Source organism: Paraburkholderia sp. (assembly GCF_004298475.1).
Classification (GTDB): domain Bacteria; phylum Pseudomonadota; class Gammaproteobacteria; order Burkholderiales; family Burkholderiaceae; genus Paraburkholderia; species Paraburkholderia denitrificans.
This window is the reverse complement of record NZ_SCRP01000002.1, coordinates 340,917-356,241: the sequence shown is the minus strand read 5'-3', so window position 1 is coordinate 356,241 and position 15,325 is coordinate 340,917. Positions and strand designations below refer to the sequence as shown.

The following is a 15,325-nucleotide window of genomic DNA, read 5'->3' as shown; positions in this document are numbered from 1 at the left end:
CCCATGTCGAATGTACCCAAAAGACCTGTCGGCGGGCAGGGCAGCAACAGCCGCGACGAGACCGGCGCGGCGCGCGATGGTGCGCACGAAAAACGCGGTGCGCAGCGCTATGCCGAGGCGCCGAAGCCCGCGTCGGCGCAACGGCTCGCGGAACTCGTGCGTGGCGGACCGCCTGGCGGCGCGCGCAACCAGCAAAAGCGCGCGGATAAACCGCTCGCTCAGCCGGAGCCGCAGCCGCAACCTGTGGAGCGCGAAAAGCAGTTCACGAAGGGCGAAAAGCAGCCTGAAATGCAGCGCCAAATGCAGCCGAAAGCGCAGCCGCAAGCGCAGCCGAAAGCGAAGTCCCAGGCGAAATTCGGGAGCGAGCGCGAGCAACCGGCGCACCCGCGCGAGCGGCAGGCGGGGCAACAGGCCGATGCACAGGCGAAATCCCAGTCACAACCGCAGCCGCAGCAACAATCGCAGCCGCAGCAACATAAACCGCGTCGCGAGCAATCCGCGAAGCCGCGTAACGACAATCCGTCGCCAGCACGCGGAGCGCACACCGAGCGGCGCGACGCGCAGCCGCCGAAGCCGTCGGGCGACCGTCCAGCCGCGCCGCGCGCGTCTTCGCCAGGATCGCGCGACGCCAGACCTCGCCCGCCGCAGGCCACGGCGCCGCGCGCGTCCAAACCGGCCGAAGCGCGCGTCTCGCGCGAAGCACAGCCACAGGCGGGCGTGCTCACGCCTGCGTCCGCGGCAAACGGCGAACGCAAGGAAAGCAAAGAACACAAAGAACGCACAGCGCACCCCGCACGCCGCGTCGTCGAGCCGAATCCCGTTCCGCCGATCACATTCCCCGAAGCGCTGCCGGTCAGCGGCCGCCGCGAGGAAATCGCGCGCGCCATCGCCGAAAACCAGGTCGTGATCGTGAGCGGCGAGACCGGCTCGGGCAAGACCACGCAGTTGCCGAAGATCGCGCTGGCGCTCGGGCGCGGCCTGGGCGCGGGCGGCACGGGGCTCATCGGCCACACGCAGCCGCGCCGGATCGCGGCGTCGGCCACGGCGCGCCGGATCGCCGACGAACTCGCCACGCCGTTCGGCGAGGTGGTGGGCTACAAGGTGCGCTTCACGGACAACCTCTCGGCGGGCGCGTCGGTCAAGCTGATGACCGACGGCATCCTGCTCGCGGAGACGCAGACCGATCCGCTGCTCAAGGCCTACGACACGATCATCATCGACGAGGCGCACGAGCGCAGTCTCAACATCGACTTCCTGCTCGGCTATCTGAAAGAGATCTTGCCGCGCAGGCCGGACCTGAAGCTCATCGTGACTTCGGCGACCATCGATGCCGACCGTTTTGCACGCCATTTCGGCGGCGAGGAGACGCCCGCGCCCGTGATCGAGGTGAGCGGGCGGCTGTATCCGGTCGAGGTGCGCTACCGGCCGGTGGTCGAGGACAGCCCGGCGGTGAAGGCCGCCCAGGGCACGACGGGGCGCGAAAAAGGCAAGCCGCAGCGCGAGTCGGCGCGCGACCGCGATCTGATGGATGCGATCGTCGACGCCGTCGACGAACTGTGCCGCGAAGGCTCGGGCGACGTGCTCGTGTTCCTGCCGGGCGAGCGCGAAATTCGCGACGCCGCCGAGGCGCTGCGCAAGCATCATCCGCCGCACACGGAAATCCTGCCGCTTTTCGCGCGGCTTTCGGCCCAGGAGCAGGAGCGCGTATTCAAGCCGTCGAACGCGCGCCGCATCGTGCTCGCCACCAACGTCGCGGAAACGTCGCTCACGGTGCCGGGCATCCGTTATGTGGTCGATACGGGCCTTGCGCGCGTGAAACGCTACTCGTACCGCAACAAGGTCGAGCAGCTTCAGATCGAATCGATTGCGCAGGCGGCCGCGAACCAGCGCGCGGGCCGCTGCGGCCGCGTCGCGGACGGTATCTGCATCCGCCTGTACGAAGAGCAGGATTTCCTTTCGCGCCCAAAATTTTCCGATCCGGAAATTTTGCGTTCGTCGCTCGCGGCGGTGATTCTGCGCATGAAATCGCTGCATCTCACGGCGATCGAAACATTTCCGTTCATCGAACCGCCGCCGGGCCGCGCGATTGCGGATGGCTATCAACTGCTGGGCGAACTCGGCGCCGTCGACGACGACAACGCGCTGACGCCGCTCGGGCGCGAACTCGCGCGTCTGCCGCTCGATCCGCGCGTGGGCCGCATGATTCTCGGCGCGCGCGACGAGCAGTCGCTGCGCGAAGTGCTCATCATCGCGAGCGCGCTATCGGTGCAGGATCCGCGCGACCGGCCGATCGAAGCGCAGGAGCAGGCCGACCAGGCGCACCGCCGTTTCGCCGACGAGCGCTCCGAATTCCTGCAGTGGCTCAAGATCTGGGCCTGGTTCGAGGAGGCCGTCGCGCACAAGAAGTCGAACCGGCAACTGATCGATTCGTGCCGTGCGAACTTCCTCTCGCATTTGCGGCTGCGCGAGTGGCGCGACGTTCACTCGCAACTGCTGACGGTCGTGCGCGAGCACGGCTGGCGGATCAACGAATCGGTGGCGACGTACGAGCAGATTCACCACGCGCTGCTGACGGGCCTGCTCGGCAATATCGGCCTGAAAGCCGACGACGAGCCGCATTTTCTCGGCGCGCGCGGCATCAAGTTCCATCTGTGGCCAGGCTCGGCGCTCGTGAAGAAGGCGGGGCGCTGGGTGGTCGCCGCCGAACTCGTCGAAACGAGCCGCCTCTACGCGCGCTGTATCGCGAAGATCGAGCCCGAGTGGCTCGAAAAGGTCGGCGCGCATCTGCTGAAAAAATCGCTTTCCGAGCCGCACTGGGAAAAACGTGCGGCCCAGGTGAGCGCCTATGAGCGCGGCGTGCTTTACGGCCTGCCCGTGTATCAGCGCCGTCGCGTGGCGTTCGGCAGGCAGGACCCGGCCCGCGCGCGCGAACTCTTTATTCGCGGCGCGCTCGTGGAAGGCGAGTTCGACACGAAGCTCGCGTTCTTTGCGCACAACCGCAAGCTGCTGGCCGATATCGAGCAGCTCGAGCACAAGTCGCGCCGCCAGGACGTGCTGGTGGACGACGAACTGATCTACGGCTTCTACGATCAGGCGATTCCCGAGGGCATCTATTCGGGCGCATCGTTCGAGCGCTGGTATCGCGATGAAGTCAAAAAAAGCGGCCAGCCCGAAGACAAGCAGCGCCTGCTGTATCTCTCGCGCGACGACCTCATGCGCCACGAGGCGGCCGGCGTCACGACCGATCTGTTTCCGAAGCGCATGACGATGTCGGGCGTCGCGATGGCGCTCACGTATCACTTCGAGCCGGGCTCGCCGCGCGACGGCGTAACGCTCGTGGTGCCGCTCTACGCGCTCAATCAGGTCGATGCGCGGCGTTGCGAGTGGCTCGTGCAGGGCATGCTCAAGGAGAAGGCGCAACTGCTGCTGAAGTCGCTGCCGCAGAAATTGCGCCGCCATTGCGTGCCGCTGCCCGACTACGCGGCGGGTTTCGCCGAGCGCGTGTCGGGCGAGCGCTTTGGCGCACGCGGTCTGCTGGAAGCGCTGATCGAGGATGTGCGCGAGCAGAAGCAGATCGCGCTGAAGCTGGCGGACTTCAAGCTGGAAACGTTGCCCGCGCACCTGTTCATGAACTTCAAGGTGATCGACGAGCACGGGCGCCAGCTTGCGATGGGCCGCAATCTCGCGCAACTGCGCGCCGAACTGGGCGCGCAGGCACAGCAGCAGTTTCAGAAACTGGCTGCGAGCGCAACGGCCCAGGTCGCGCAGGCAGGCGAGAGCGTGCCCGAGCAACGCGCGCAGCCGGGCGCGGCGCCGCGCACGGGCGCGCCCTCCGATGCGGCAGAAACGGTGGCCACAACCACGGCCACGGCGCTCTACGAGAATCTCACGACCTGGAATTTCGGCAAGCTGCCTGAACTGCTGGAAATCCGCCGTGGCGGACAGACGCTGTTCGGCTATCCGGCGCTCGTGGATCGCGGCACGCATTGCGACGTGGAAGTGTTCGATTCGCCCGAGGAAGCGGCGCGCATCCATCGCGCGGGCTTGAGACGTCTTTTCGCGCTTCAGCTGCGCGAGCCGATCCGCTATCTGGAGAAGAACCTGCCAGGACTGCGCGAGATGGCGATGCACTTCATGGCGCGCGCGACGCAGGAAGAGTTGCGCGATCAGTTGATCGAACTTGCACTCGACCGTGCCTGCCTTCAGGATCCGCTTCCCGCTGACGACGCGGCTTTCCACGCACGCCGCGACGAGGGCCGCGGACGCCTCTCGCTGCTCGCGCAGGAGATTGCGCGGCTCGTGGGCCAGATTCTTGCCGAATACGCGAGCGTGGCGAAGAAGCTCGTGCAGGCCAAGGCATTCGGCCAGGCCGCCGCCGACATGCAGGCGCAGCTCGATGCGCTGACCGGCAAGCGCTTCATCGTCGATACGCCTTATGCGCAGCTTGTGCACTTTCCGCGCTATCTGAAGGGCATTGCGCTGCGCATCGACAAGCTGCGCGCCGACGCCGCGCGCGACGCCCGCCAGTTCGCCGAATTCCAGCCGCTCATGCAGCAGTATCAGCGTGCGCTGTCGCAGCGCGGCGGCGTGTTCGATCCGCGTCTTTCGGAGTTCCGCTGGCTGCTGGAGGAACTGCGCATTTCGCTCTTCGCGCAGGAGCTGCGCACGCCGATGCCCGTGTCGGTCAAGCGGCTCTACAAGGTCTGGGAATCGATGCAGCGCTGAGGGCGAGCGCGTGCGCCGAGCGGGCGTTCAATGGGGGGAAGAACGTCCGTGTCGCGGGCGCGCGACGGTTTGCCGCATAAGGTGCGTTTCGCCGCAGCGCGGCCATCCTGCGACAAACGGGCCGTTCTACAATCACGCTCCTCCCGCCACGTGAATGCCCATGCGTAACTCCGAATTTCGCCGCGCCGCCGGCCGTCTAGCCGCTGCGGGCGCACTGGTCTGCGCATCGTTCGTCTCGCCGGCCGCGCAGGCGAACAACATCATCGTGCTCAATTCGGGCGACGCCACGCTCAGCCTGATCGATGCGCAGACGCATCAGGTCATGGGCACCGTGCCGACCGGCAAGGAGCCGCATCACCTCTTTCCGACGCCGGACAGCCGCTCGCTCATCGTCGCGAATTCGGTCTCGAACAACCTGCTGTTCGTGGATCCGCAAACCGGCAAGCCGCAACTGCTCGTCGAGAACGTCGAAGATCCGTATCAGCTCGGTTTCTCGCCCGACCGCAAGTGGTTCGTCACGACCGCTCTGCGCCTCGACCGGCTCGACATCTATCACTACGCGGGCGGCGCTGTATTCACGGTCGCGAAACGTCTGCCGCTCTCGGCCATGCCGAGCCACCTCGCATTCACCCGCGACAGCCGCACGGTATTCGTGTCGCTCCAGTCGTCGGGCGAGCTCGCGGCCGTGGATCTGCCTTCGCAACAGGTGCTGTGGAAAATGGCGGTCGGCGCGGCGCCCGCGGGCCTGTGGCTCACGCCGGGCGACAAGTACCTGCTCGTCGGCATGACGGGCGCCGACTACGTTGCCGTCGTCGACTGGCGCAACCAGAAAATCGTCAAGCAGATCGCGGTGGGCAAGGCCGCGCACAATTTCCGCTCGCTCGCGGACGGCCGCCATGTGCTGGTGTCGAGCCGCGTGTCGAACACGATCAGCATCGTCGACGAAGTCGCGCTCGAAAAAACCGGCGAGATCGGCGATCTGCTGCCGGGGCCGGATGATATGGAACTCTCGGCCGACAAGCGCTATCTGTGGGTGACGTTCCGCTTCGCGAAGCAGGTCGGCGTCATCGACATGCGCACGAAAAAGCTCATCAAGACGATTCCCGTGGGCCGCTCGCCGCACGGCATCTACTTCTACGACCGCGCGCCCGTCATGGCGCCGAACGGCGCGTGATCGGAGGTTTCATCGCGCTTCACCCGTCGCGCGCGTGCTGGTTTATGCTTCGGGCTATAGTCAATCGCGCCCACGAATTCCATGTTCTCCGCCCATCCCGCCGACGTTCTCCGCCCGCATGAATGATCTGATGCGTTCGTTCGGACGCGCGCTTGCCAGCGCGTTTCACCCCGTCATGCTGTGGCTCACGTTCGTGCCGTTTCTCGTGGCGGCCATCGTGTGGGGCGGCCTGCTTTACGCCTTCTGGCAGCCGCTGATCGACACCGCGCGCATCTGGCTCCAAAGCTGGGGCTTCACGGCCACGCTCTATCACCTGTTCGACTGGGTCGGCTTCGGCGCGATGCGCGCCGTGATCGCGCCGCTCGTCGTGATTGCCGTCGCCATTCCGCTGATCGTCGTGACCGTGCTGCTGCTGATCGTTGCGCTCTCGATGCCGCGCGTGATCCGCTATCTGTCGGCCCGGCAGTACGCGACGCTCGAAATGCGGCGCGGCGGAAGCTGGTACGGCAGTCTCGCGTACTCGCTGGGGACCACGCTCGTCTGCATCGCGCTCATGATCGTCACGCTGCCGTTGTGGCTCGTGCCGCCGTTCTTCGCGCTGATTCCGCCGCTCCTGTGGGGCTGGCTCACGTATCGCGTGATGACCTATGACGCGCTCGCGCTGCACGCGAGCGCCGAGGAGCGCCGGGCGCTGGTGCGCCGCTATCGACTGCCGCTGCTCGCGATCGGCATCGTGAGCGGGCTGCTCGGCTCGCTGCCCACGGCGATCTGGGTTTCGTCGGCGTGGCTCGTCGTGCTCTTTCCGGCGGTCGCCGCGCTGACCATCTGGATCTACGCATTCATTCTCGTATTCACGGCGCTCTGGTTCGGCAACTACTGCCTGCGCGCGCTCCAGCGCATGCGCGCCGAGGCGCAGCACAACGTGCCCGCTGTGCCCTGATCGTGCCCTGACCCTGCACTGACTTTTCACATCCAGCGACTACAACAACGAGGCGACACATGGCATTTGGCGTCATCATCATCGGCGACGAGATTCTCTCGGGCCGCCGCCAGGACAAGCATCTGCCGAAAATCATCGAATTGCTCCGCGCGCGCGGTCTCGCACTCGAATGGGCCGAATACGTCGGCGACGATCGTCAGCGGATCACGGCAACGCTGCGGCGCAGCTTCGCGTCGGGCGACATCGTGTTTTCGACGGGCGGCATCGGCGCGACGCCCGACGACCACACGCGACAGTGCGCGGCAGCGGCGCTCGGCGTGCCGCTCGCGTTGCATCCGGAGGCGCGCACGGCCATCAGCGAGCGCATCGCCGACACGCACAAGGGCAGCGATCCGGTCGATTTCGACTCGCCGGAGAGCCAGCGCCGCTTCCACATGGGCGCGTTTCCCGTGGGTTCGGAGATCATTCCGAACGGCTACAACAAGATCCCCGGTTTTTCGATTCGCGAGCACTACTTCGTACCCGGCTTTCCTGTGATGGCCTGGCCGATGATCGAATGGGTGCTCGACACGAAATACGCGCACCTGCATCACCAGACGCCGCATGCGGAGAAGTCGCTGCTGGTGTTCGAACTGCCTGAATCGACGCTGACGCCGCTGATGGAGCACATCGAACAGGATTTCCCGGGCGTGCGCGTGTTCAGCCTGCCGAGTGTCGGCGATGACGAGCGCGGCGGCATCTACGCGCGGCGGCACATCGATCTGGGCGTGAAGGGCGAGCCCGAAGCGGTGGCGGCGGCCTTCGTGAAGTTGCGTGAAGGCGTGCATCTGCTCGGCGGAGATATCGTGGAACCGGCAGAGGCGGGCAGTGGCGAGCCGCGTGCCGGCAGTTGAGCTGAGCAATGTGCGATTGGCCGTGCGGCGTTCAGGCGCCGATCCACGGCAGGCCGCGGAAGCACCAGCCCGACACGGTCTTGCGATGGCCCTGGCTGTCCTTGTCGCCTTCGAAACCCTCCAGCAGATCGTAGGCCTGGGTGAAACCGGCCTTCGCGGCTTCGATGGCCGCCAGTTTCGAACGCATGGCGCTGCGGCACAGAAACAGCACCGGCGTGTCGGGTTCGACGCAAGCGCGCAACTGGGCGAGGAATTCGGCGTTGGGTACGCCGCCCGGGTAGCGGGTCCATTCGACATGAGCGTATTGCCCGTCGCCGATCAACGGGCGGCCTACCCAGTCGAGTTCCGCACGCGTGCGCACGTCGACGAGGCGCGCACGCGGGTCGAGCTGCAGCAGCTCGAATGCCTCGGCGGGCGCCACCGCGCCCGCGTAGGGCAGCTGATTTTCGATGTGGCGCTTGTCGGCCTGGGCGTACAACTGTTCGAGCGTAGTCATGGCAACGGATCTCCTGTTTCTTGCTGGACCAGAAGATCATTCTAGCGCGCGGCATTTACGCCGGGCGGCGCGCCCCAGCCCGGCGCCGAAGCGGCCGGCGGGCGCACATGACGCATCCCTTCGCGCATTCGAATGGTGCAAAAATTCTGGTTTGCACCATAATGAGCAGCATTCGGTGCGCCAATGTTGGGATTGCACGAAAGCGGTGCTTTTTTCTGGCGGCTGTACCGGCTTCGCGCGACGGCATCAGCCGGTCGGACTTTCCCGTCAGGCTTGCGTCGATGAAGGGATTCGCATCTGCCTGGCGTGTACGTGGGTGTGCGGCGCGTGGCTGGCATGGAAGCTGCTTTAACGGTCGCGATCGATTCGCAGCCAGCCTGGGCCAGCCCGCAGAAGCGGGTCAGGCTCGGAATCAAGCAGAATCAAGCGGGATCAAGCAGGATCAAACGTATTGGGACGGCGGCCAAGTACGCCGAAATCGTTAATCAGGAGAAAAGGTTATGAGTAAATCCGTGGCCGACGTCATGCAACTCGTCAAGGACGAAGACGTCAAGTTTGTCGACTTCCGTTTCACCGATACGCGCGGCAAGGAACAGCACGTTTCGGTGCCGGTCTCGCACTTCGACGAAGACAAGTTCGAAAGCGGCCATGCGTTTGACGGTTCGTCGATTGCCGGCTGGAAGGGCATCGAGGCGTCGGACATGCTGCTCGTGCCGGACGCGAACACCGCGTTTATCGACCCGTTCTACGAAGAGTCGACGCTCGTGATGACCTGCGACGTGGTCGAGCCGGCGGACGGCAAGGGCTACGAGCGCGATCCGCGCTCGCTCGCGAAGCGCGCCGAAGCGTACCTGAAGAGCACGGGTCTGGGCGACACGGCGTTCTTCGGCCCGGAACCCGAATTCTTCATTTTCGACTCGGTCCAGTGGAACGTGGACATGTCGGGCTGCTTCGTGAAGATCGGCTCGGATGAAGCGCCGTGGTCGTCGGGCAAGGAACTCGAAGGCGGCAACACGGGCCACCGTCCGGGCGTGAAGGGCGGCTACTTCCCGGTCGCGCCGGTCGACACGTTCCAGGACATCCGCTCGGAAATGTGCCTGCTGCTCGAACAGATCGGCATTCCGGTCGAAGTGCACCACCACGAAGTGGCGGGCCAGGGCCAGAACGAAATCGGCACGAAGTTCTCGACGCTCGTCGAGCGCGCCGACTGGACGCAGCAGATGAAGTACATCATCCACAACGTCGCGCACACGTACGGCAAGACGGCGACGTTCATGCCGAAGCCGGTCGTCGGCGACAACGGTTCGGGCATGCACGTTCACCAGTCGATCTGGAAGGACGGCCAGAACCTGTTCGCGGGCAACGGCTACGCAGGCCTTTCGGAATTCGCGCTGTTCTACATCGGCGGCATCATCAAGCACGCCCGCGCCCTGAACGCGATCACGAACCCGACGACGAACTCGTACAAGCGCCTCGTGCCGCACTTCGAAGCCCCGGTCAAGCTCGCTTACTCGGCGCGCAACCGTTCGGCGTCGATCCGCATTCCGCACGTCAGCAACCCGAAGGGCCGCCGTATCGAAACGCGCTTCCCGGACCCGATGGCCAATCCGTACCTGTGCTTCTCGGCGCTGATGATGGCGGGTCTCGACGGCGTGCAGAACAAGATCCACCCGGGCGAAGCCGCCGACAAGAACCTGTACGACCTGCCGCCGGAAGAGGATGCAAAGATCCCGACCGTCTGCGCGGGCCTCGACCAGGCACTCGAAGCGCTCGACAAGGATCGCGAATTCCTGACGCGCGGTGGCGTGTTCACCGACGGCATGATCGACGCGTACCTCGATCTGAAGGAAAGCGAACTGCAACGCGTGCGCATGACCACGCACCCGGTCGAGTTCGAGCTGTACTACTCGCTGTAATTCGGCGACGGCGCTTCGCTCGCGACGACGCGGCGAAGCGCTTTGAAGTGCTCCGCGTAGTGCTCTGAAGCGCTCGCTAGATGCGCGCGATAGCCGCGATCAATCACGAAGGGACGGCGTCGCCGTCCCTTTTTCGTTGCGCGGCTTATTGAGCTATTGCGCCGAGGCCCTGCGCGCTCGCGCGCCGGGTCAAAACGACAAAGACATTGCCGGAGCGCCTCAAGGCGCCCGGCCAGCCACATGGTGCTCAAGAATCTGATCAAGGCCAGGAAGGGCCACGCGGAATCGCTTTCGGACGACGCGCAACTCGTCGACTCGGGTTTTTTGCCCGGCTTCGAGGCGCTGCCGACGGTCGTGCTCGTGCTCGAAAAACGCACGCTGCGCGTGGCGTTCGCGAATCCTTCCGCCGAGGCGATGCTCGACCTCTCGCGCCGTCAGCTGGCGCAGATGGCCTGGCCCGATCTGTTTTCGAACGCCGACGAACTGATCTCGACGATCACCGCGATTGCCGAGCACCGCTTTCACGCGACGCGCCTCGACGCGATGCTCGAACGCCCGGGCCGCGAGCCGCTGCACGTGCACGCGATCGTCGGCTTTCTCGAAAGCGCGCCCGATTACGTGGTGCTCGAATTGTTCGAGATCGAACGGCACCTGAAGAGCGACCGCGAGGAGCGCATTCACGACCTCACGGCCGTCAACAAGCATCTGATCCGCAATCTCGCGCACGAGATCAAGAATCCGCTCGGCGGCATTCGCGGCGCGGCGCAACTGCTCGAGTTCGAACTGGGCGTGCTGCATCGCGACGAACTGCGCGAATACACGCAGGTCATCATCAAGGAATCGGACCGGCTGCAAACGCTCGTCGACAGATTGCTCGAACCGCACCGGCATCCGCATATCGTCGGCGACGTGAACATCCACGAGGTGTGCGAGCGCGTGCGCGCGCTGATCCTCGCGGAGTTTCCGCGCGGCCTCACGATCGAGCGCGATTACGACGTGAGCGTGCCCGATCTGCGCGGCGACAAGGAGCAGCTGATTCAGGCGTTGCTCAACATCGTGCGCAACGCGGCGCAGGCGCTGCGCGAACGCATCTCGCAGGGCGATGCGCGCATCGAGATCCGCACGCGCGTCGCGCGCAAGGTCACGATTTCCAAGCGCCTGTGCAAGCTGGCACTGGACTTGCATATCACCGACAACGGACCGGGCATTCCCGAAGACATCCGCGACCGCATCTTCTATCCGCTCGTTTCGGGGCGCGAGGACGGCAGCGGCCTCGGTCTCACGCTCGCGCAGAATTTCGTGCAGCAGCACGACGGGCTGATCGAGGTGGAAAGCCGCCCGGGGCACACCGAGTTCCAGATTTTGCTGCCGCTCGACTACTGACATTGCCCGCACGTCAACAGGACTTCTAACCGACCTCATGAAGCCGATCTGGATAGTAGACGACGACCAGTCGATCCGCTGGGTGCTGGAAAAGGCACTGGCCCGCGAGAATCTCGCGACCCGCAGCTTTTCGAACGTGCGCGAGGCCGTGAGCGCGCTCGACAACGACAGCCCGCAGGTGCTCGTATCCGATATCCGGATGCCGGGCGGCTCGGGGCTCGAGTTGCTGCAGACGGTGCGCGAGCGCCTGCCGGGGCTGCCCGTCATCATCATGACCGCGTTTTCCGACCTCGACAGCGCCGTGGGTGCGTTCCAGGGCGGCGCGTTCGAATATCTGGCCAAGCCCTTCGACATCGACCGTGCGGTGGAACTGATCCGCCGCGCCGTGGACGAGAGCATGCGCGGCGAGCATCCGCAGGACGAACGTCCGGCCGAAGCGCCCGAGATGCTCGGCCAGGCCAGCGCGATGCAGGACATGTTCCGCGCCATCGGACGGCTCTCGCACTCGGCGGCGACCGTGCTCATCACGGGTGAGTCGGGCACCGGAAAGGAGCTGGTGGCCCGTGCGCTGCACCGCCATAGCCCGCGCGCGGACGGTCCGTTCATTGCGCTCAACACCGCCGCCATTCCGAAGGATCTGCTCGAATCCGAACTGTTCGGCCACGAGCGCGGCGCGTTCACGGGCGCGCAGTCGATGCGCCAGGGCCGCTTCGAGCAGGCCGAGAACGGCACGTTGTTCCTCGACGAAATCGGCGACATGCCGTTCGATCTGCAGACGCGTCTGTTGCGCGTGCTCTCGGATGGGCAGTTCTATCGCGTGGGCGGGCACAATCCGCTGCGCGCGAACGTGCGCGTGATCGCGGCGACGCATCAGAACCTCGAAACGCGCGTGCGCCAGGGCCTGTTCCGCGAGGACCTGTATCACCGCCTCAACGTGATCCGTCTGCGGCTGCCCGCGCTGCGCGAGCGCAGCGAAGACATCCCGCTGCTCACGCGCCACTTCCTGCAAAAGAGCGCGCGCGAGCTGGGCGTCGAGCCCAAGCGCGTGTCCGACCAGGCGCTTGCGTATCTGTCTTCGCTGCCTTTCCCGGGCAACGTGCGCCAACTGGAAAATCTCGCGAACTGGCTGACGGTGATGGCGCCCGCGCAGACGATCGAGTTGAAGGACCTGCCGCCGGATCTCGTGCCCGCGCATGGCGCGACCGTTGACGCGGCTGCCGTGACCGTGAACGGCGAGGCCATGCACGCGGCGGCATCGGGTACCACGTCGCTCGCCGGCGCGGCAGCGCTTGCCGGCGTGCCGGGCGGGACCGCTATCGGTGGCGCTGGTGGCACTGCGGGCGGCCTTGCCGGAGGCGTTGCGGCGTCTGCGGCGGCGGCCGTCTGGGAAGCCGGCTTGCGCACCGAAGTCGCGCGGCTGCTGCGCGAGAACAGCGCGGACGTCATGGACGCGCTCTCGCGCCGCTTCGAGGCCGCCGTGATCCGCGAGGCGCTCGACTTCACGCGCGGCCGCAAGGTCGAGGCCGCCGAGCGCCTCGGCATCGGCCGCAACACCATCACGCGCAAGATCCAGGAACTCGATCTGGAGTGACAAGGGCGTATCGATCCGGCGTCAAATGCGGATCGATACGCGCCGTCGCGCTCACGTGCAGTCGCGCGCTCAGGGCATAATCGACGCTGTTTCCTGCCAGCAATCGATCATGCCCGTGAATTCCGCCTGGCCCGCCGAGGCCGATCCCTTTATTTCGCTCGAATCGCTCGACGACCCCGCCGCAAGCGCATGGGTCGAGCAACAGAACGCGCGCACGCGTGCCGCATGGCACGGCGGCGCGCGTTTCGATGCGCTGCAAAAACGTCTTGGCGAGGCGTATCTCCCGCGCGAGCGTCCCGTGATCCCGAGCCGCTGGCAACAGTGGGCCTACGATCTGTGGGAAGACGAAACGAATCCCAAGGGCCTGTGGCGCCGTGCGCCGTGGGCCGACTGGCGCGCGGGCAAGGCGCAGTGGCAGACGCTGATCGACTTCGATGCGCTAGGACGCGACGAAGACGTGCCGTGGGTCTGCGCGGGCATCGACATCCTCTATCCGGACGGCGACCGCGCGCTGATCCAGCTCTCGGACGGCGGCGCCGATGCGGTGATCGTGCGCGAGTTCGATATCGAGCGGCGCGCGTTCGTGGAAGGCGGCTTCACGATCGCGAAGGCGGGCAAGCACACGATCTCGTGGATCGATCGCGACACCGTCTACGTGGGCTGGGAAAACGGCCGCCGCACGCTCACGCGCTCGGGCTATCCGCGCGAAGTGCGGCGCTGGACGCGCGGCACGCGGCTCGCCGAAGCGCCCGTCGTGTTTCGCGGCGAATTCGACGATATCGGCGTCGAAGCCGATTACGATCCCGTCGAGCGGCGTCATGACGTGGTGCGCAACGTCGATTTCTTCGACGCGTACAACTACTGGCTCGACCCGCACGGCGCATGGCAGCAGTACGACTTGCCGACGCATGTCGCGGTCGGCGCATGGCAAGGCTGGCTGCTGCTGGAGCCGCGTCTCGACTGGACCTGCGCGGGCGTCACGCATCCGGGCGGTGCGCTGCTCGTGATCCGCGAGGATGCGTTCCTTGCGGGCGACCGCACGATGACGGCGCTGTTCACGCCGACGCCGGTTACGTCCGCGTGCGACTGGACCAATACGAAGCACTACCTCGTGGTCTCCTGGCTCGACGACGTGCAAAGCTGCACGATGCTGTGGCAGCCGCCATCGGACGATGGCGCGAGGTCGTGGCGCTCGCGCATGTTTCCGGGGCGAGCGGGGTTGCAGGCGGCGCAGGTGGATGTCGCGCCGGTCGAAGACACGCTCGACGACGAAGTGTTCGTCGATGTCGACGATTACCTTCAACCGCCCGAATACTGGCTCGCCGATATCGCGAAGCCGGATCTTCAGGAATGGGAATTAATCGACCGCTGGCCGACGCAGTTCGATGCCGCGCCGCTCGCCGTGATCCGCTCGCATGCGCAGTCGGCGGACGGCACGCGCGTGCCGTTTACGGTGATCGGTCCGCGCGCGGCGATCGACGTCGATTCGCGCCAGCCCGCGCCGTGTCTGCTGACCGGCTATGGCGGCTTCGCGATTGCGCTCACGCCGCAGTATCTCGTGAGTTCCGGGATCGGCTGGATGGAGCAGGGCGGGATTACCGTCGTCGCGCATATTCGCGGCGGGGGCGAATACGGCAGCGCCTGGCATGTCCACGCGCAGCGCGAGCATCGGCAGCGTTCGTTCGACGATTTCATCGCGGTCGCGCAGCAGCTCGTTGCCGAGGGCTTCACGACTGCCGCGCAACTCGGGATCAAGGGCGGCAGCAACGGCGGCCTGCTCGTCGCCGCGTGCATGGTGCAGCGGCCCGAGCTATTCGGCGCGGTGGTGTGCGAAGTGCCGCTGCTCGATATGCAGCGCTATCCGCTGTTGCACGCGGGCGCGTCGTGGATCGACGAATATGGCGATCCCGAAGACGACGTCGAAGCGCGTGCGCTGGCCGCGTATTCGCCGTATCAGCGCGTGCAGGCGGGCGTGACGTATCCGCCGTCGCTCTTTACGACCTCGACCAGCGACGACCGCGTGCATCCCGGTCACGCGCGCAAGATGGTCGCGCGCATGCAGGCGCAGGGGCACGCGAATGTCTGGTATCTGGAGAACACGGAAGGCGGCCACGGACCCGGCAGCGATGCGCTGGAGCGCGCCGAGTACGACGCGCTCGTTTTCCGCTTCCTGTGGAAGACGCTCGCCGGGGCGTGGTGAGGCGTGC

General features: G+C 65.9%; 9 protein-coding genes. 8 read left to right on the top strand and 1 reads right to left on the bottom strand.

Going from position 1 to position 15,325, the window contains the following annotated elements:
• Positions 1-3: 3 nt before the first annotated feature.
• The 4 genes from hrpA (at position 4) to EPN59_RS01805 (ending at position 7,732) form a co-directional block, all read left to right on the top strand.
• Entirely contained in the window at positions 4-4,725 is a 4,722-nt protein-coding gene (hrpA, locus tag EPN59_RS01820; RefSeq protein ID WP_293045395.1) for an ATP-dependent RNA helicase HrpA, read from the top strand.
• Positions 4,726-4,885: 160 nt separating this feature from the next.
• Positions 4,886-5,899 (top strand): beta-propeller fold lactonase family protein, encoded by a 1,014-nt coding sequence (locus EPN59_RS01815; protein ID WP_293043107.1) that lies wholly within the window; start codon positions 4,886-4,888, stop codon positions 5,897-5,899.
• A gap of 118 nt (positions 5,900-6,017) precedes the next feature.
• Positions 6,018-6,839 carry an EI24 domain-containing protein gene (locus tag EPN59_RS01810; RefSeq protein WP_293043105.1) on the top strand — a complete coding sequence of 274 codons (822 nt, stop codon included), beginning with the start codon at positions 6,018-6,020 and terminating at the stop codon, positions 6,837-6,839.
• 59 nt (positions 6,840-6,898) lie between these two features.
• Positions 6,899-7,732 (top strand): molybdopterin-binding protein, encoded by an 834-nt coding sequence (locus tag EPN59_RS01805; protein ID WP_293043103.1) that lies wholly within the window; start codon positions 6,899-6,901, stop codon positions 7,730-7,732.
• 31 nt (positions 7,733-7,763) lie between these two features.
• Here EPN59_RS01805 and EPN59_RS01800 read toward each other — a convergent pair whose 3' ends face one another.
• A complete protein-coding gene (locus tag EPN59_RS01800; RefSeq protein ID WP_293043101.1) occupies positions 7,764-8,228 on the bottom strand; it encodes a rhodanese-like domain-containing protein in 465 nt (154 codons plus the stop codon).
• A 500-nt stretch (positions 8,229-8,728) separates the two neighbouring features.
• Here EPN59_RS01800 and glnA point away from each other — a divergent pair, with 500 nt between their 5' ends.
• From glnA to EPN59_RS01780, 4 genes are all read left to right on the top strand, one after another.
• Positions 8,729-10,144 (top strand): type I glutamate--ammonia ligase, encoded by a 1,416-nt coding sequence (gene glnA / locus EPN59_RS01795; RefSeq protein ID WP_293045392.1) that lies wholly within the window; start codon positions 8,729-8,731, stop codon positions 10,142-10,144.
• Between the two features lie 240 nt (positions 10,145-10,384).
• Complete coding sequence (gene glnL / locus EPN59_RS01790; RefSeq protein WP_293033964.1) at positions 10,385-11,527, top strand: nitrogen regulation protein NR(II); 1,143 nt, start codon at positions 10,385-10,387, stop codon at positions 11,525-11,527.
• A 37-nt stretch (positions 11,528-11,564) separates the two neighbouring features.
• The gene (gene ntrC, locus EPN59_RS01785) at positions 11,565-13,118 is read left to right on the top strand and encodes a nitrogen regulation protein NR(I) (RefSeq protein WP_293033965.1); all 1,554 of its coding nucleotides are present in this window, start codon (positions 11,565-11,567) and stop codon (positions 13,116-13,118) included.
• Between the two features lie 109 nt (positions 13,119-13,227).
• Positions 13,228-15,318: a prolyl oligopeptidase family serine peptidase gene (locus EPN59_RS01780; protein WP_293033966.1), complete on the top strand. Its 2,091-nt coding sequence runs from the start codon at positions 13,228-13,230 to the stop codon at positions 15,316-15,318.
• The last annotated feature ends 7 nt before the right edge of the window (positions 15,319-15,325 follow it).